Below are 17,681 nucleotides of genomic sequence, written 5' to 3'. Positions count from 1 at the left end.
CCGCGGTGGACCGGCGGACCGTGTTCCTGCGATCGTCGGTGAGGGCCCGACCGGCACTGCAACCGGAACGCGGGCGCCGGGAAAGGTTCCCCAACAGCCGGATCCGTGGCGCGCCCCGCCCGTTCCCGCCGGATGCCGGGCCTAGGGTGAGGGTCGGCGGCGGGATGTCCGGCCGTCCGGTTCCCCCCACCCGAGTGAGGAGAACCGGACCGCCGGACGGCACAGGCCAGAGGTGCGGGAGGCCGGGATGGACGGCAGCGGCGACGGAGAGCCCCCTTCCGGTCACCAGGGCCGCGGCGGCGCGCGGACCGGACCCGGTGGGGCCGCGGCGCGAGGCGCACGCTTGCGGGCTGCGCTGCTCCAGGGGCCGCCGGGCCCCGCGCGTGCACGGTTCTGGCGCAGCCCGCTGCGCGGCCCGTGGCTGACGTCGGTGTTCGGCGTGGTCCTGCTGGCGGGCATCGCGGTGGTGTTCACGACGGGTCTGCTCTCCTACGCCGCATACAACCCCGATTTGGCCGCGGTGAACGACACGACGCCCGACAAGGGCCTGCTCGGTTTCTACCTGTTCGACTGGCCGACGAGCCCCTACTGGCTCTACCGCCTCACCCAGGGGCTGCACGTCACCCTCGGTGTCGTCCTGGTTCCGGTGCTGCTGGCCAAGCTGTGGTCGGTGATCCCGAAGCTGTTCACCTGGCCGCCGGTGCGTTCGGCGGCGCATGCTCTGGAGCGCATCTCGCTGCTGCTGCTCGTGGGGGGCGCGGTGTTCCAGTTCGCCACAGGGCTGTTGAACGTCCAACTCACCTACCTCTTCCCGGGCTCGTTCTATCCGCTGCACTTCTACGGCGCGTGGGTGTTCATCTCCGCGTTGGTGGTGCACGTCGCGCTGCGGATGCGCGTCGTGGTCGCTGCGCTGGGCCGACGCCGCGCCGGGCGCGCCGGGGAGCCCCCGGCCGCCGCTCACCCCTCCCCCGGTGGCTCCGGTACGGGGCTGGAGGCGACGCGTCCGGCACCGCCGACCCTGTCGCGGCGCGGCGCGCTCGGGCTGGTCGGGCTGGGTTCGCTGACCCTGTTCGCGGTCACGGCCGGGCAGAGCATCGGCGGGCCGCTGCGGGTCACCGCGCTGCTGGCGCCGCGCGGGCGCGGCCCCGGGCCCGGCCCCAACGGGTTCCAGGTCAACAAGACCACCGCCGCGGTGGGGATCTCCGCCTCCGACATCGGCCCCGACTGGCGCTTGACGGTTCGCGGCGACGGCGGCGAGCGCGTGTTCTCCCGGCCGGAACTGCTGGAGATGGCGCAGTTCAGCGCGGCGCTGCCCATCGCCTGCGTCGAGGGCTGGTCGACCACCGACCAGCAGTGGAGCGGTATACGGCTGGCCGACCTCGCGGCGCTGGTGGACGCGGCCGCCGACGACGGCCGGGCGCCGGGGGTGATGGTGGAGTCGGTGCAGCAGGAGGGCGCCTTCCGCGCCGCGGCACTGCGCGCCAACCAGGTCCGCGACCCGCGTTCGCTGCTGGCGCTGCGGGTGAACGGCGCGGACCTCTCCGCCGACCACGGATTCCCGGCGCGGGTGATCGTCCCGGCCAACCCCGGTGTGCACAACACCAAGTGGGTGGAGCGCCTGACCTTCGGCGGCCTGACGTGATCGGCGTCCGGCTGCGGGCCTGGTACGGCGGTTCGGCGCTGCACCTGGTGCTTATGGTGTGCTCGCTGGCCCTGGCCGCCTACGCCGGGGTGCGGCTGTTGGCGCAGGAGCCGGTGATGGCGGCCGTATGGTTCGCCGGCGCGGCCCTCGCCCATGACTTGGTGCTCCTTCCGGCGTATTCGGCGCTGGATCGCGCGGCCCAGGCGGCGGCGGGCGTCCGGGGGCGCGGCCCCGACGGGCGCGGGCCTCGGCCGTGGCTGAACCACGTGCGGGTCCCCGCCGTGCTCTCCGGGCTGCTGCTGCTGGTCTGGCTGCCGCTCATTCTGCGGCTGCCTGGCGGGTACCGGGAGGTCACCGGCATGTCCGTGGACGTGTTCGCGGGCCGCTGGCTGCTGGCCACCGCCGCCCTGTTCGGCGCCTCGGGGCTGCTGCTGGCGGTGCGCGTGCTGCGGGCCGGCCGCAGGAGGAGGGCGGGCGGTCGCGCCGGCTGACGCCGACGGGCCGGTGCCCGCAGCACGGCGCGGCACGGCCGGAGCCGCGCTCGGGCCGGACCGAGCCGGGCGCGGAACCGCCCCCTCACAGCCGCTCCCGGCGGCGCAGCGCCGTGAAGAGGCGGCGGCCGCAGCTCCACGTCTCGACGACGGTCCAGGACGTGCGCGAGGCCGTCGCGGCCAGCGCGGCGGCTCCCACGCGCGCCCACGCGAACGGCGCGGTGCACCGGCCGGAGGCGTCGCAGATCCGGGCTGCCAGTCGCTCGTCGACGTCCTCGCCGGCGACCTCCACCAGCAGCAGCCCGCCGGGGGCTACCACATCGGCCATGCGCGCGAGCAGGTCCTCGGGGTCGCCGCCGATGCCGATGTTGCCGTCGAGCAGGAGCGCCGTGGGCCACCCTCCTTCACCGGGCAGGGCGTCGAACACGCTGCGGCGCAGCGCGCGGCCGCCCGCGGCCCGGGTCCGCCGGACGGCCGCCGGGTGCGTGTCGATGCCCAGCCCCCGCTGCCCTCGCGCGGCGAGGCCGACGACCATGCGGCCGGGCCCGCAGCCGACGTCGAGGACGGCGCCCTCGCAGCGCCGCAGGACGGTGGTGTCGGCGTGGTCGACGTCGGCGCACCAGCGCTCGACCTCCAGTGCCAGCATGCTCCCGTCCGCGCCGCGCAGGAACAGGGGGCCGCGTCCGCTGCCCAGCGCGTCGGCATAGGGGTCCGCCGTGCGCGCCGGCGCGGAGCGGCGCGCGGCCCCTGTACGCCCCATCACCCCTCCTCGGGGCGGCGGCGCCGCCAGGCCGCGGCGAAACGGCCGTGGGGGGCGGTGTGCGCGACGCGGGCGGCGGTCGCGGCCGTGTCGACGTCGACGAGGGTGTCCAGATCGCGCACCCGCAGACCGGCGTCCACGAGCCGTCGGCGCTGGATTTCGCCGGTGCGCGGAGTGGACATCGGCACTCCCCGCAGCAGGTGCGGGTCGGGCTCGGCCAGCCCCAGCGCCCAGAATCCGCCGTCGTCGGCGGGGCCGAACCACGCGTCGGCCTTCTCGCAAGCGGTGGTCTCCAGCGCGGGGGCCAGCAGTGCGGGGGTGACCTGCGGGGTGTCCATGCCGATGAGCAGCGTGGGCCCCGAGCAGTCGGCGAAGGCCGCGGCGAGGCGCTCGTCGAGCCCGCCTTCGGCTTGAGGGACGATCTCGAATCCGCGCTCGGGCAGCCAGGCTCCCGTATCTCCGCTCAGCACGAGGACCCTGCGGTGCGCCGGGGCGGCCAGTACCGCGTCCAGGGTGTCGGCCAGCGCGGCCGCGGCCAGTTCCGCGGCCGCCTCCGGGGAGAAATCGGGGGCCAGGCGCGTCTTGACCCGTCCGGGGACCGGTTCCTTGGCGATGACCAGGAGTGTGGCGGGGCCGAGGGGGTTGGGGCCGCCGTTGGTCGGCTTCGCGTCCGCGGCGGTGCGCCGGCGGCTCGCCCACGCGGGCGTCCGGGTGCCCCGACCCGCACGGGCGAGCCCGTCGGCGCGGCGCGCGCCCGGGCCGCTCATCGCGGCTCCCCGGCCCGGAAGGCGGGTGCGGGCGGCGGTTGGCGCAGCACCGCCCGCATGTCGCGCACCGCGGTCCAGGTTCCGCGCCAGGTTCCGGTGACCTTGGAGCGCCCGGTGCGGGCGCCGTAGGGCACGTCGACTTCCCGGATGCCCCAGCCCGCGTCGGCGGCGCGCACCACCATCTGCAGCGGGTAGCCCGAGCGCCGGTCGGTCAGCCCGAGGTCGAGCAGCGCCTCGCGGCGGGCGGTGCGCATCGGGCCGATGTCGCGCAGGCGGACTCCGGTGCGGCGCCGCAGCATCCGGGTCACGGCGGCGTTGCCGATCCGGGCGTGCAACGGCCAGGTGCGCGCTTGAGTGCTCAGGCGCCGCCCGAGCACGAGCTCGGCCGATCCGCTGCGCAGGGCGTCGACCATGGGCGCCAGCAGCGCGGGGTCGAGGGAGCCGTCGCAGTCGCAGAAGCAGACGAACTCGGCGCGGGCGGCGCTCAGCCCCGCGTGGCAGGCGGCTCCGAACCCGCGCCGCTCCTCGGTGACCACCCGGGCGCCCAGCTGCGCGGCGATACCGGCCGAGCCGTCGGTGGAGCCGTTGTCGACGACGATCGCGCCCCAGCCGTCGGGGACCCGGCTGAGCACCCAGGGCAGCGCGTCGGCCTCGTCCAGGCAGGGCAGCACCACCTCCACCGAGGGTGGTTCCGCACCGCCCCCACGCGTGCCTGCGCTCGCTGCGGAGGCCGGTTCGCCCCCTTCCGGCGCCGTCGGTGGGCGCCGGTCGGGCGCTGCTTCGCTGCCATGCTGCGGATCGCCTCGGGCCACGGGACCTCCTGGACTCCGAGGCGGCCGGACGAGGGGGTGGCCGGATACCCGTACGGCGCGGGGGCACCGATGCCCGGCCCCCGTGGCCGACGCGCAGCCGCTGATCCCGGTCTCGGTCCCGCCGCCTCCTCGACTCACGCCACGTCAGGCTTCGTACACTCTTCGTTCTCTACTGCCCCCGGTGCGCCGCGAAGCAACCCGGGGTTCACCTGTTGTTCGGAACCGGCGGCGCCGAGGCGACCGAGGCGACCGGGACGGCCGGATCCGGCCGCGGCGCCGTGGTGCCGCGGACCGGGAGAGTCAGCGCACGGGCGGCGGCGCGTCGCGCAGCGGTGCCGCCGCGAACTCCGCCATCCCCTCGGCGAAGCCCACCCCGGCGCGCCAGCCCAGCTCGTCGGCCAGCCTCGCCGAGGAGGCGGTGATGTGGCGGACGTCACCGAGCCGGTACTGCCCCGTGGTCCGCGGGTGGGGGCCGCCGTAGGCGCGGGCCAGGGCCTCGGCCATCTCCCCGACGGTGTGCGGGGTTCCGCTGCCGGCGTTGTAGGCCCGCAGGGTGCCGTCCTCGCGGTCCGCGACGGCTTCCAGGGCGGCCACGTTGGCGCCGGCCACGTCGCGGACGTGCACGAAGTCGCGGCGCTGGCGCCCGTCCTCGAACACAGCAGGCGCATCGCCGCGGGCCAGGGCGGAGCGGAAGAAGGACGCGACGCCGGCGTAGGGCGTGTCGCGCGGCATGCCCGGACCGTAGACGTTGTGGTAGCGCAGCGAGACGGCGCGGCCGCCGGTGGCACGGGCCCACGCGGCAGCGAGGTGCTCCTGGGCGAGCTTGGTGGCGGCGTAGACGCTGCGGGGGTCGGCGGGCGCGTCCTCGCCGACGAGGCCGGGCTCCAGCGTGGCGCCGCACACCGGGCACGGCGGTTCGAACCGGCCGGCGTCGAGCTCGGCCGGGCGCCGCGGGCCCGGCCGCACGTCGCCGTGCTCGCCGCAGGTGTAGCGGCCCTCGCCGTAGACGACCATGGACCCGGCCAGCACGAGGTCGCGGACACCGGCGCGTGCCATGGCCGCCAGCAGTACGGCGGTGCCCAGGTCGTTGGTGCCGACGTAGTCGGGGGCGTCGCCGAAGTCCGCGGTCAGACCCACCATGGCGGCCTGGTGGCACACCGCGTCCACACCGTGCAGCGCCTCACCCACGCCCTGTTCGTCGCGGACGTCGCAGCGGATCCATCGGGCGGACCCGGCACCGGCGGCCGAGCGCTCCGGCGGCGGTTGCGCGTCCAGCACCACGGTGTCATGGCCGGCCTCGGCGAGCGCGGCGGTGATGTGGGATCCGATGAACCCGGCGCCGCCGGTGACGAGTATGCGCATGCCCGAAAAGCTATCCGCCACCGGCGGTCCACGGTACGGGGCGCACCGGGGCCGGCGGCCGGTGCCGGCCTTCGGCGGCTCGCGGTGTGCGGCGCGGCCTGCCGGCGAGCCGCGAGGGCGCCTCAGCGCTGCGGCCGGGGCGGGGCCCGGCGGCGCATCACTCGCGGGGGCGGGCCGCCATCGCCCAGCGGATGGTGCGCACGACGGCTCCCGTGGCGAAGGGGGTCACCGTCGCCTGGGCGACGCGGCGCCGCGGTACGCCCAGTTCGCTGCGCGCCCAGTCGGGCAGGGTGGCCGCGGCGCCCGCAGCCAGGGCGGCATAGGCGGGACGCGCGGCCGGCGGCAGGGGCGGGTCGCGCAGCAGGAAGCGGGCGGTGTCGCGGGCTTCGGGGATGGCCCGCAACTCCGGGCGGTAGCGGGCCAGCGCCTCGGCCAGTTCGGCACGTGAGCGCGGCGGGGACTCCGCGCCGAGGGCGTCGGCGACGCGCGCGGTGTCGGCGATGTAGGCGTCGCAGCCCGCGGCGTCCAGCGGGGCCGCCCCGTAGCGCTGGTGGCAGCGCAGGAAGCTCTCGACTTCGGCGATGTGCACCCAGGTGAGCAGGTGCGGATCACCCGCGCGGTAGGTCCGGCCGGCGGCGTCGGTCCCCCGCACGTGCTCGTGCACCCGCCGCACCCGCTCGACGGCAGCGCGGGCGTCGGCGTCTGCGCCGTAGGTGGTCACCGCGAGGAACGTGCTGGTGCGGTGCAGACGCCCCCAGGGATCGCCCCGGTAGCCGGAGTGCTCGGCGACGGCGGCCATCGCCAGCGGATGCAGCGACTGCAGCAGCAGTGCCCGCAGGCCCCCGACGAACATCGCCGCGTCCCCGTGCACCCGCCGGATCGGCCGGTCGGGCCCGAACCACCGGGGACCGGGCGCCCCGTGGATCCGCGCCCGGTTCGCGGGCCCCTCGGGCCCGGCCACCCGCGCGAACACCGCCGCACCGACCCGCCCACGCAGCCCGCGCGGCCCCCGGCCGTTGGAAGCATCACTCACGCGACCAGTCTGCACAACTATGCCCGCAAGGGCGAGTAAGAGCCGAATGTCCGAATGCACGCGGCGCTGCGGCGCCCGCACCCGAGCGGCCCCAGAGGGTGGCGGGCGTGGTACCCCCAGCGCACGCCGGTGGAGGCCCCGCGGCGAGCCCGGTTGATGCGCACACGCCGGACCCGGCCCGCGCGGATCAGCCGGGCGGTCCCGGCGGGGCCTCCTCCATGGGCGGGGCGCCCAGTTCGGTCGAGACGCGCCTGGCGACCTCGGCGACCTCGGGGCCCAGTTCGCGCACTCGGGCCGGCGGCATCCGGCTGACCAGGGCCGAGACGCTGATGGCGGCGATCGGGTCGCGGTTGTGGTCGAAGATTGCAGCGGCGACGCAGCGCACCTCGGGTTCGTTCTCGCGGTCGTCGATGGCGTAGCCGCGCCCGCGCACCCGCCGCAGCTCCTCCTGGAGCAGCGCGGGATCGGTCACGGTGTGCTCGGTCACCGGCGCTAGTCCGCCGGCGAGCACGTCGGCCACCAGGTCCGCCGGGGAGAACGCGAGGATCGCCTTGCCCACGGCCGTGCGGTAGGCGGGCATGCGCGCGCCGATGCGCGAGGCCATCCGCACCGTCGTGGTGTTCTCCACCTTGTCGGCGTAGACGACGTCGTGCCCGTCGAGCAGCACCAGGTGGCAGGTGTGGCCGGTGCGGCGCATCAGCCCGCGCAGGTGGTCGGCGGCCACCGACCGCAGATCGAGCTGGTCCAGGTAGGCCTGCCACAGCGCGAGCGCCGCCGCGCCCAGGCGGAACCGGCCGCTCGCGCTGTCGCGGTCGAGCAGACCCGACTCCACCAGCGGGGTCGCCAGCCGCAGCACCGAGCTCTTGTTGATGCCCACGGCCTCGGCGAGCTGGGTGAGCGTCGCGCCGCCGCTGCCCGCGGGCAGCGAGCGCACGAACTCGACGATGGCCAGCGCCCGGCGCAGCGACATCGAGGCGTTGCGGCGCGGGGCGGACTGAGGGGTCATCCTTTGACGGCACCTCCCAGTCCCGAGGCGAGCCGGCGCTGCACGAACAGGAAGAAGACCAGTACCGGCAGAGTCATCAGCACCGACCCGGCCATGATGGCGCCCCAGTCGTTCTCGTCGGGCCGGAAGAACGACAGCAGGGCGACGGGCAGCGTCTGGTTCTCTTGGGCGGAGATGATGAAGGTGGTGGCGAACAGGAAGTCGTTCCAGGTCATGATGAACGCGAAGATGCTGGTGGCCACCACGCCGGGCGCGGTCAGCGGGAAGAGCACCCGCCAGACGAACGTCAGGCTGCCGGCGCCGTCCAGCCAGGCGGCCTCCTCCAGTTCGCGCGGCACGGCGGCGACGAATCCCCGCAGCATCCAGATCGCCAGCGGGATCGCGAACGCCGTGTGCACGAGCACGAGGGAGCCCAGGTGGTTCAGGCCCAGCTGCGGGACGGACTGGCCGATGCCGCGCATGAGGAAGAACAGCGGGATGGTCAGCGCCTCCACCGGTACCATCTGCGCGATGAGCACCATGATCAGCAGCGTAACGCGGGAGCGGAAGCGATAGCGGGTCAGGGCGACGGCTGCCAGGAAAGCGCACAGTGTGGAGCAGACGACCACCGCCGCGGCCACGCCGACGCTGTTGAGCAGGTAGCGGCCGAAGTCCTCCACCAGCAGCACCCGGCGGAAGGAGTCCAGCGTCGGCGCGAGGGTGTAGGGCAGGGGGTCGCCCGCCTCCAGGGCGCTGCGGGGTTTGAGCGCCGAGAGCACCATCCAGTACAGCGGGAAGGCCACCACCAGGGTGACCAGTAGCCCGGCGGTGTCGGTCCGCAGGCGGCGCAGCATCACAGCACCTCCCCTCGGCGGCGCAGGGCGCGCAGGTACAGCAGGGAGATCACCAGCAGCAGCAGTGTGGTGACGACACCGATGGCCGAGCCCAGGCCGTACTCGCCCGCGGCGAACGCCTGCTGATAGGCGTAGACGTTGAGCACCAGGTTCTGCCCGGCGATGCCGCCACCTCCGGTGATGATGTAGATCTGGGTGAAGATTTTGAAATCCCAGATGATCGACTGGATCGTGACCACCGCCATGGCCGGGCGCAGCATCGGCAGCATGACGCTGAGGGCGATGCGGCGGGTCGAGGCTCCGTCGAGGCGCGCCGCCTCGATCACCTCGCCGGGGATCGCCCGGATCCCGGCGTAGAGCGTGACCATCACGAACGGGAACGAGCACCACACCACCTGGCTGAGGACGAGCCCGAACGCCGACCACTTCGTGTAGGTCCAGGAGTGCCCCTCGAAGCCGGTGAACCCGAGGGCGGTGAGGGCCTGGTTGACCGGCCCCAGGGACGGGTCGAACAGGAACAGCCACACCGCGCTGCCGGTGACCGCCGGTGTGGCCCAGGCGCCCAGGGCGGCGAGGAACAGCAGGGTGCGCACCCACGCCGAGAGCCGCGTGGCGAGCACCGCCAGGGTTCCCCCGACGGCGATGGTGCCCGCCACGCAGGCGGCGGCGAAGCCGACGGTATTGGCCAGCACCTCCCAGAACTGCGGGTCGGCAAGGAGTTCGCGGTAGTTCTCCCAGCCGATGAAGCGCAGCGGCTCGACCCCGGTGACCTGGGGTTGGCGGTAGTCGTAGAAGGAGACCAGGACGAGCTGGTAGAGCGGGTAGACCAGCAGCGCGCCCAGCACGGCCAGCGCGGGCGCGAGGTACATCCAGGGTTCCAGGCGGCCGCTTCTGCGCAGCCGGGCGAGGGCGCGCCCGGCCACGCGAAGCGGCGGTGCGGGGGTGGCCATGCGCGCCGGTCACTCCCCGCTGAACGCCTCGTCGAGGGATGCCGCGGCGTCGCCGGCGGCCGTCTCGACCGACGCGTCGCCGGAGGCGACCCGCTGGACCATGGTGGGCAGCACGCCCTCGGCGTCGATGCTCGCCCAGGCACCGGTCACGGGGACGAAGCGGGTGCCCGCGTCCAGCGTCTCGATGAACGGGGCCACGTCCTCGTCCGCAGCGGCGACGTCGCTCTGCACGCCGCTGAGCGTGGGCAGGTTGCCCATCGCCTCGTACATCCGCTGCTGGTACTTCTTGCCGGCCAGCAGCTTGACGAACTCCACCGACAGGGTGCGGTGGTCGGTTCCGGAGAGCACGCCGAGGTTGTTGCCGCCCGCGAAGGCCGGGGCGACCGAGCCGGGCTCGGTGCCCGGCAGCGGGACGACGGCGGTGTCCTCGGCGACGTCGCTGTCCTCGACCGCGTTCATGTTGAAGTTGCCGCCGATGGTCATGGCCGCCTCGCCGGCGATGAAGTTCTGCACGCTTTCGTTGCCGGTCATCTGCGCGCAGGTCTGCGGCGGGCAGTTCTGCGGCGAAAGCACCTCGGAGTAGAGCTCCAGCCCGGCCTTCGACTCGGCCGAGTCGATCGCGGCGGTGTAGGAGTCGCCCTCCTGCTCGGCGATCGCGCCGCCGTGCGCCCAGACGAAGGGCAGGAAGCCGTAGGTGTAGGCGCCGCCGCTGGAGAGGCCGAGCATGTCGGGCTTCTCCTCGCGCACGGTCTGCCCCGCCTCGACGACCTCCTGCAGCGTCTGGGGAGTGTCGATGCCGAGGTCGGCGAAGACGTCGGTGCGGTAGAACAGGGCGCGCACCCCGAGGAACCACGGCACGCCGTAGGTACCGTTTCCTACCTGCGCGGTGGCGGCGACGTCGTCGGAGATGCCGCTGTAGGCGTCCCAGCCGGCGAGCTCTTCGGAGATGTCGGCGAACCCGCCGGCTTCGACGTATCCGGCCAGGTCGGTGTTGCCGTACTCGGCGACGTCGGGGGCGGAGGAGGGGTCGTTGAACGCGCCCTGGAAGCGCTCGGCGCGGGAGTCCACGGGGATGTACTGGACGTCGACGGTGACGCCGTCGTGCGCGGCCTCGAACTCGGCGACGGCGTCGCCGACCACCTGCTCCTTGGGTTCCTGGTCCACTTCGGAGAACAGCCAGACGCGCAGGGTGCCTTCCCTCTTGTCGGCACCGGCGCCGGAGGTGTCGGTCTGGGCGGGTGCGCAGGCGGCCAGCAGCACGGCGAGCCCGAGCAGGGCGCCGGCGCGGGCCGGGCGGCGGTACGGCATCAGCACTCCTTGGCCTGGGGGACGACGAGGTCGGTACGCGGCGGTCTATACCGGCCTGTACCGATCCCCAGAACTTAGGCAGGCGCGTCCGCCCGGCTGAAGGGAGCAGTCGCAAGATTGTGTAGTGCACAACACGTGGTCGGCTATGCGGCACAGAGAGTGGACCGGCGGGCACACGGCCCCATGGGGCACCAGCAGGGACCCGGCACGGTGCCACCGCCCCGAAACCACACCCGAACTCCGATGAGTTCCGCCCGTCCGACCGGTCTCCCCACGAAACGCCGACCCGTGCGCGAGCACGGAGAAGAAGGAGCCGCGATGCGCAAGATCATCGAGCAGGCCGTGGTGACCATGGACGGCCAGGTCAGCACCCCGCAGAACTGGCTTCCCACGCGGTGGGCAGGCGAGTTCGGGCAGTGGTCGCGGGACTTGCTCTTCTCCGTCGACGCGCTCCTCTACGGCCGGGTCAGCTATGAGAACCACGCGCAAGTGTGGCCCGCCCTGGAGGAGGAGTTCGGCGACTACGCCGTGCGGATGAACACCGTCCCCAAGCACGTGGCCTCGCGCACCCTTACCGACGTGGAGTGGAACGCGGCCCTGCTCGGTGACGACGCCGTCAGCGCCGTGCGCGACCTGAAGAAGCAGCCGGGCGGCGACATCCTCAAAGTCGGCACCGGCGGTTCGTTCAGCCGGACCCTGCTCGAGCACCGGCTCGTGGACGAATACCTGTTCTGGCTGTTCCCCGTCATTGCCGGCAGCGGTGAACGGCTTTACGACGGGATCCCGACCACCGACTTCGACCTGGTCGACGTCAAGCGGCTCGACAACGGCATCCTCGGTCTGACCTACGTTCCGGCCGCCGACTGACACCGCTGCCGCCGGTCTCCGCCCAACCGTAGCCGCACGCGCGGCGGCGGTGGCAGGCTTGGGTCCGCGGACCGGCTGCGGTTCGGGGTGGAGAGGGCGGTGGAGCGGGGATGCGGATCGAGCGGGAGCAGGTGCACGCCTGGCGGCTGCGGCGGCAGTTTCTACAGCCGCGGGCCCGGGGCGGTGCGGTCGAGATCGTCGGCCGGCTGTGCGGGGTGCAGGCGCAGGTGGCGTCCGCCGCCGAGACCGCGGTGGCCGTCCGGAGCAGCCGCCCGCGGCCCGGTGCCGTCGAGCGCGCACTGGCTGCGGGTGAACTGGTCAAAGTCTGGGCGATGCGCGGCACCCTGCACGTGCTGCCCGCCGGGGAGGCCGGCGCGTTCCTGGCGCTGCTGGCCGCGACACGCACCTGGGAGAAGCCCGCTTGGCAGCGGGCGTTCGGCGTGAGCCCCGGCGAGGTCGCGGAGCTGGCCGAGGCGGTAGGCGAGCTGCTGGGGAACGAAGTCCTCACCCGTGACGAACTGGTCGCCGGCCTGGTAGCCGACCGCCGCTTCGCGCATCTGGAGAAGCAGCTGCGCTCGGGGTGGGGCGCGCTGCTCAAACCGCTGGCCTGGCAGGGCGTGCTCTGCCACGGCCCGGCTCGCGGCGGCCGGGCGACGTTCACCCGGCCCTCCGCAGCGACCGGGGACCGGTGGCAGGGGCTACCGGAGACGGAGGAGGCGGCGGCAGCGGCGATCCCGGCGTACCTGGGCGCCTACGGGCCGGCCACACCCGAAGCCTTCGACGCCTGGCTCTCGGGCGGCACTATGCGCAAACCGATGCTGCGTTCCCTGTTCGCCGCCCTCGGCGACCGGCTGGCGGCGGTGGAGGTGGAGGGGCGCCGCGCCTACATCCGCGCCGAGGACGCCGACGAACTGGCGGCCGCGCGCCCCAGCCGCGCGGTGCGGCTGCTGGGCGCGTTCGACCAGTACGTGCTGGGGCCGGGCACCAAGGACACCGGGATGCTCGACGCACAGCACCGCGCCCAGGTCAGCCGCCAGGCGGGCTGGATCTCGCCGGTGGTGGTCGCCGGAGGCCGCATCGCCGGGGTGTGGGAAACGGTCGACGACGAGCTGCGGGTACGCCTCTTCCCCGGCGCCGAGCCGCCCGAGCGCGCCGCGCTGGAGGCCGAGGCCGCCCGCCTCGCCCCGGCGGGCGGTGGAGGTGGGCTGCGGATCGTCGAACCGGCCCCGTGAACACGCGTCGGCGCGGCACCGCCCCGCGTGTGCGGCCCGCGGAACCCGGCGCCGCCGCCTCCGCTCAAGCCCCCGAAGGCGGCGGCCGACCAGCGCGGTGGGAACGATACCGTGGTCTTTCGGAGCCCGTGCGGATACCGGCGCACGGGTAGGCGGCGCCGCCTGGCGGCAGGCGTCCCGCCGGCCGCGGACTCCCCCCAGCGCGGACCGTTCGCCCGAGCGGATTCGCGTATGCCCGAGCATGGCCGGCCATGACCGACAATGCAGGATAGGGGCCTCGGTCCCGTCCCCGCCCGCTCGGGTCGACCGGTTTCGCAGCCGGAGCGCGCACCCCTTCCGTGGGCGCGCCGGAATGAACGGAGCGCCATCATTCTCATCCTCACCAACACCGAGGCCGGCAGCGCCGAGGCGAGCCGGCTGCACGAGGTGGCCGCCGAACTGGGGCCCGACGCCGAACTGGCCTTCTGCTCCAGCCCCGACGAGCTGGAGAAGACCCTCGACAGCGCGGAGGGCCATGAGACGCTGATCGTCGCCGGCGGCGACGGCAGCCTGCACGCGGTGGCCAACGCGCTGTACCGGCGCGGCGAGCTCGGCGAGCGCACCGTGGGTCTGCTGCCGATGGGAACCGGCAACGACTTCGCCCGCACCCTCGGCATGCCGCTGGCCCCCATGGAGGCGGCTGCGGCCCTGCGCGAGGCGCAGCCGCGGCCGCTGGACCTGATCGCCGACAACGCGGGCGAGATCACCGTCAACGCGGTGCACCTCGGCGTCGGCGCCGACAGCACGCGCGCGGCCTCGCACTGGAAGCGGCTGCTGGGCCCGGTGAGCTTCCCGGTGGGCGGGCTGATCGCCGGGGTGGCGGCGCAGGGCTACCGGCTGCGGGTGGAGGCCGACGGCGAGATCCTGATCGACACCAACCACAAGGTGCTCGGGGTGGGCCTGGCCAACGGGCGCTTCGTCGGCGGCGGCGCGGCCCGGCTCGCCCCCGGCGCCGAGCTCGACAACGGGCTGATCCACCTGGTGGTCTCGCGCTCGCGCGGATTCACCAAGCGCGCGGTGCACGCCGTGCGCCTGCACCGCGGCACCCACCCCCTGGAGGTGGACGTCTACCACCGCGAGGTGCACCGCGTCACCGTCACCGGCGAACGCTGCTCGGCCAGCACGGACGGCGAACTCAAGGACAACGTCACCGGGCGGACCTGGCACGTGCTGCCGGCGGCGTGGCGGTTCCTGGTGCCGGTTCGGCCGCAGGACCACACCGCGTAGCCGAGGCGGCGCCCGGCGCGGCGCACCCGGGCCGCTAACGGCCGGCCAGCGGGTACTCCTCGCCGAGCACGCGGTTGCGGGCGTCCTCCACCTCCTTGGCCAGGGTCTCCGGCACGATACCCGCCGCCCGGCCGCGCTGCGCTCCGGCCTGCGCATCGTTCAGTTCGTCCAGCGCCGCCCGGTGCTCGCCCTGCTTGAACAGGATCCAGCCCAGCTGCAGCTGGGCGCGCAGCCGCCCGGAGAGGTTGCTGAGCCGCTGGTAGCCGTCCTTGGCGAGCCGGGCCTTGCGCTCGGCCTCGTCGGTGGCGTTGGCGCGGTACAGCGCGTCGGCGGTGTGGCGCCAGGCACGCGCCTGCCACCAGGTGTTGCCGAGTCGGCCGAACCCCTCGGCCGCCTCCTCCATGTCCCGGCGCCCTGCGCCGGGATCGGTCTTCATCCGCAGCTCGCCGAGCACCAGCAGGGTGCGGAAGCCGCCCCATTCGTCACCGGCATCGACGAGCAGCTCGTGAGCCTCCTCGACACGGGCGACGCCGGCCTCGGGCGTCCACCCGTCCTTGTCGGCGCGCAGCCGCCGGGCGCTCTCACCGGACCACAGAGGGCGGCGATCCGCCCAGCCGGCGGTGCATTCTGCGGCGTGCTTCTCACCGAGTACGCCCTCGACCGCGGCCTTGTTGGACTCGTGCCACGCGCGGGCGACGCGGGCGAGCAGATCCCGGTCGTCGTATCTGCCCAGCGTTTTGCGGAAGAAGAAGTCCGTGCGCCGGCGGGCCAGCTCCCTGCGCCGCTCGGGGGAGAGCACCAGGTCGCAGTCGTCGTACTGGAGCCATAGCCGCGAGTTGTCCAGCCGCCCCATGGCGCGCAGGCAGCGGGCGCGGTACCAGCCGGGGCTGCCGGACGCGACCAGCGCGTCGAGGACGCCGCGCAGCGTCAGCCACGCCTCCAGGTCGCGCTTGAGGTGGCCGAGCACCTCGCCGAGCAGGAGCCCGGCCTTGGCCGCCTGCTCGGCGTCGCCGAGCCGCTCGAAGTCCGTGCGAGCGCCGGTGAGCAGGGCGTAGGCCTGCTCGAAGTCGCCGCGGAAGCGGTTGAGCTCGCCGAGGTTGCACCGGGTGCGGGCGTGCCACCACTGTTCCCCGCGGCGTTCGAAGACGGCTGCGGCGGCGCGCAGCTCGCCCTCGCTGGTGTCTCGCTGGCCCATGCGGTAGAGGTTGACGCCGATCGCCCGCGCGGCCCGTGCCTGCCAGCGCTCGTCGCTTGCGGCCAGCTCCGCCCGGGCCCGGCGGGCCAGGCTGACCGCGTCGGTGTGCCTGGCCTCGTTTCCCGCCAGTTCGGCGCGTTCCAGCAGGCAGATGCCGCGGGCCTGCCGCTCGCCCATGAGGCGGGCCAACTCCAGGCTGCGGTCGAGCGCGTCGCGCCAGTCGGCCCAGTACACGCGGCCGGTGCGGCAGTGGGCGGCCAGGGCCCGCTGCAGCCGCCATTCCACGGCGAGCGGCGCGGTGCTGTGGGACAGCTTCAGACACGCCTGGATCTGCCGGCGTTCCGCGGCGAACCAGGCGCCGGGGTGCTCGCTGAGGCGCAGGCCCAATCGGGGGTCGGGGGCGGGCGCGGGCAGGGCCGGCTCGGTGAAGCCCCACTCCTCGGGGGCGCGGGAGATCGCGGCCCGCTCGGCGAGCCAGGCGCAGGCGGCGAGCAGCCGGTCGGTGGCGCGGGTGGTGGCGGCCGCCGACCAGCGCGGCCTCTCCAGCGCCGCGACGCCCAGTTCGCGAGGGGTGCTGCGCAACAGCACGGAGTCGAGCTCCTTCACGGTGCGGTAGCGCAGGGCGTCGTCGCCGCTGGGAACCCGGCGCAGCAGGCTGCGGTTGTGCAGCGATTCCAGCAGCCGGCCCGCCTCCGACACCGAGGTGCGCAGCAACGCGGCGGCGGCCCACGGGGCGAGCGAGGTCAGGCCGCTCTTGGCCAGGCGTCCCAGCAGCAGCTGCTCGTCGGCGGGCCGGGCGCGGAAGAGGAGCCGGAAGACGGTGGCCACGCTGCGGTCGGTGAACAGGCTCTCGCCGCCGTCCTTGCGCAGTTCCTCCAGCAGTTGGCGGGTGCTCAGGCCGTCCTGCAGGACCCGGCGGCACAGCACGAGGGTGAGCGGGCGGCCGCCGCACTCGGCGACGATGTCGGCGAGTGCGGTCCGGGTCTGCGGCTCGGAGTCCGCGGCGGCGCTCTCGTCGGCGGACCGCAGCAGCCGCACGCCCGCCTCCTCGGCGAGTGGGGCGAGTGGGTGGCGGTGCAGATGCATGGAACCGTCGGCGAGGCTGTCGGTGCTGGTGATCAGCACCGCGCAGCGTTCGCCGCCGGGCAGCAGCGGTTCCACCTGGGCGAAGTCTTCGGCGTCGTCGAAGATGAGCAGCAGCCGGTGATCGCGGGTGAGGGTGCGCCAGGTCCGGCGCAGCACCTTCAGGTCCAGGTCGTCGCGCTGCGGCGGATGCCCGATGCTGCGCAGCAGTTCGGCCAGGACCTTCGCGGGCCTGCGGGGCGGGCGCGACTCGGTGCCCGCGGCGCCGAACAGCTCGTAGCGCTGCCTGCCGTCGGGGAAGTGGCGCTCGACGCGGTCGGCGATCTGCGTCGCCAGCTCGGACTTGCCCATGCCCGGCTCGCCGGTGACGGCGATCGCCAGCGGGCGCGGCCGGTCGCTGTCGGCACCCGTGCGCCCGGCGGCGCCGGGGGCGCGTCCGGGGCCGCCGGGCCGCGCCAGCGGGTCGAACCGGCGCAGGATCTCCTCCACGGCCTCCTCGCGGCCGAGGAAGACGGGACTCGCGAACTCCACGTCCTGGCGCACGTCCTCGACCTGCGGCGGCCGCGGGGTGGCGGGCGCCGGGCGGCCGGCGGCGATCCCGCGCTGGTCGCCGCCCTCGGAGCGGTCGCGCCACATGCGGATGAGCTCGCCGACGGCGCCGAGCACGCCGGAGGCCATTCCGGCGCTCAGCACCGTGACCATGGGGGCCTGGGGGAAGACATCGCCGACGACCGCCAAGACGCCGGCGCAGCCGCCGATGGCGACCAGCAGCAGGATCAGCCGCCAACGCATGCGGAGTGCGCCTCGGTCGGCCTCCCGCGCCTTTCTGTTCACCGGCATCGGGGCCCTTTATGCTCCTGTTCCTTCGTGCGCGGACGCCGGGGTGCGCCGCGCGGCCCGGCGCCCCGGCGACGGGAAACCAAGTGTTGGCGTCAGCGCGGCGGCTGTCCACCCGGGTGTCCTGCCGCGCGGCGGAATTCACCGACACTTCACCGCTGCCGGATCCCGCCGGAATCGGCTTGCCGCCGTCCCGCACGGTTTCTAGGCTTCCTACTAAACGAGACAGCTATCTCG

At 74.4% G+C, this 17,681-nt stretch carries 15 protein-coding genes; 5 read left to right on the top strand and 10 right to left on the bottom strand.

Features of this window, described 5'->3' with window-relative positions; all coding sequences use genetic code 11:
- Nucleotides 1-343 precede the first annotated feature (343 nt).
- Both EKD16_RS10965 and EKD16_RS10960 read left to right on the top strand, forming a co-directional pair.
- Nucleotides 344-1,642 carry a molybdopterin-dependent oxidoreductase gene (locus EKD16_RS10965; protein WP_242677335.1) on the top strand — a complete coding sequence of 433 codons (1,299 nt, stop codon included), beginning with the start codon at nucleotides 344-346 and terminating at the stop codon, nucleotides 1,640-1,642.
- The gene (locus tag EKD16_RS10960; RefSeq protein WP_131098293.1) at nucleotides 1,639-2,133 is read left to right on the top strand and encodes a hypothetical protein; all 495 of its coding nucleotides are present in this window, start codon (nucleotides 1,639-1,641) and stop codon (nucleotides 2,131-2,133) included. The genes EKD16_RS10965 and EKD16_RS10960 overlap by 4 nt, the downstream gene beginning before the upstream one ends.
- 85 nt (nucleotides 2,134-2,218) lie before the next feature.
- Here the strand turns inward: EKD16_RS10960 and EKD16_RS10955 are convergent, their stop codons facing one another.
- The 9 genes from EKD16_RS10955 to EKD16_RS10915 form a co-directional block, all read right to left on the bottom strand.
- Entirely contained in the window at nucleotides 2,219-2,893 is a 675-nt protein-coding gene (locus EKD16_RS10955) for a class I SAM-dependent methyltransferase (RefSeq protein WP_131098292.1), read from the bottom strand.
- Nucleotides 2,893-3,660 (bottom strand): TIGR04282 family arsenosugar biosynthesis glycosyltransferase, encoded by a 768-nt coding sequence (locus tag EKD16_RS10950; RefSeq protein WP_131098291.1) that lies wholly within the window; start codon nucleotides 3,658-3,660, stop codon nucleotides 2,893-2,895. Before EKD16_RS10950 ends, EKD16_RS10955 begins: the two co-directional genes overlap by 1 nt.
- Nucleotides 3,657-4,334 (bottom strand): glycosyltransferase family 2 protein, encoded by a 678-nt coding sequence (locus EKD16_RS10945; RefSeq protein WP_242677334.1) that lies wholly within the window; start codon nucleotides 4,332-4,334, stop codon nucleotides 3,657-3,659. The genes EKD16_RS10950 and EKD16_RS10945 overlap by 4 nt, the downstream gene beginning before the upstream one ends.
- A gap of 438 nt (nucleotides 4,335-4,772) precedes the next feature.
- Nucleotides 4,773-5,834 (bottom strand): NAD-dependent epimerase/dehydratase family protein, encoded by a 1,062-nt coding sequence (locus tag EKD16_RS10940; RefSeq protein WP_131098289.1) that lies wholly within the window; start codon nucleotides 5,832-5,834, stop codon nucleotides 4,773-4,775.
- Between the two features lie 157 nt (nucleotides 5,835-5,991).
- Nucleotides 5,992-6,867: an oxygenase MpaB family protein gene (locus EKD16_RS10935; protein WP_242677333.1), complete on the bottom strand. Its 876-nt coding sequence runs from the start codon at nucleotides 6,865-6,867 to the stop codon at nucleotides 5,992-5,994.
- Nucleotides 6,868-7,054: 187 nt separating this feature from the next.
- Nucleotides 7,055-7,873 (bottom strand): IclR family transcriptional regulator, encoded by an 819-nt coding sequence (locus EKD16_RS10930; protein WP_131098288.1) that lies wholly within the window; start codon nucleotides 7,871-7,873, stop codon nucleotides 7,055-7,057.
- Nucleotides 7,870-8,706 (bottom strand): carbohydrate ABC transporter permease, encoded by an 837-nt coding sequence (locus tag EKD16_RS10925; RefSeq protein WP_131098287.1) that lies wholly within the window; start codon nucleotides 8,704-8,706, stop codon nucleotides 7,870-7,872. Before EKD16_RS10925 ends, EKD16_RS10930 begins: the two co-directional genes overlap by 4 nt.
- A complete protein-coding gene (locus tag EKD16_RS10920; RefSeq protein ID WP_131098286.1) occupies nucleotides 8,706-9,656 on the bottom strand; it encodes a carbohydrate ABC transporter permease in 951 nt (316 codons plus the stop codon). Before EKD16_RS10920 ends, EKD16_RS10925 begins: the two co-directional genes overlap by 1 nt.
- Nucleotides 9,657-9,665: 9 nt before the next feature.
- Nucleotides 9,666-10,964 carry an extracellular solute-binding protein gene (locus tag EKD16_RS10915; RefSeq protein WP_165498549.1) on the bottom strand — a complete coding sequence of 433 codons (1,299 nt, stop codon included), beginning with the start codon at nucleotides 10,962-10,964 and terminating at the stop codon, nucleotides 9,666-9,668.
- 318 nt (nucleotides 10,965-11,282) lie between these two features.
- On the opposite strand from EKD16_RS10915, the gene EKD16_RS10910 reads away from it, so the two are divergent.
- The 3 genes from EKD16_RS10910 (at nucleotide 11,283) to EKD16_RS10900 (ending at nucleotide 14,329) form a co-directional block, all read left to right on the top strand.
- Nucleotides 11,283-11,831: a dihydrofolate reductase family protein gene (locus tag EKD16_RS10910; RefSeq protein ID WP_131098285.1), complete on the top strand. Its 549-nt coding sequence runs from the start codon at nucleotides 11,283-11,285 to the stop codon at nucleotides 11,829-11,831.
- A 110-nt stretch (nucleotides 11,832-11,941) separates the two neighbouring features.
- Complete coding sequence (locus tag EKD16_RS10905; RefSeq protein ID WP_131098284.1) at nucleotides 11,942-13,063, top strand: DNA glycosylase AlkZ-like family protein; 1,122 nt, start codon at nucleotides 11,942-11,944, stop codon at nucleotides 13,061-13,063.
- A 261-nt stretch (nucleotides 13,064-13,324) separates the two neighbouring features.
- Nucleotides 13,325-14,329, top strand: a complete 1,005-nt coding sequence (locus EKD16_RS10900) for a diacylglycerol/lipid kinase family protein (RefSeq protein ID WP_242677332.1) — start codon at nucleotides 13,325-13,327, stop codon at nucleotides 14,327-14,329.
- A 34-nt stretch (nucleotides 14,330-14,363) separates the two neighbouring features.
- On the opposite strand, the gene EKD16_RS10895 is transcribed toward EKD16_RS10900, so the two are convergent.
- A complete protein-coding gene (locus EKD16_RS10895) occupies nucleotides 14,364-17,399 on the bottom strand; it encodes an NB-ARC domain-containing protein (protein ID WP_165498548.1) in 3,036 nt (1,011 codons plus the stop codon).
- Between the last annotated feature and the right edge of the window lie 282 nt (nucleotides 17,400-17,681).

Origin of the sequence: Streptomonospora litoralis (genome assembly GCF_004323735.1) — a bacterium.
GTDB lineage: Bacteria > Actinomycetota > Actinomycetes > Streptosporangiales > Streptosporangiaceae > Streptomonospora > Streptomonospora litoralis.
Note: the sequence above shows the minus strand (reverse complement) of the source record. Positions and strands in the feature narration are given on the sequence as shown.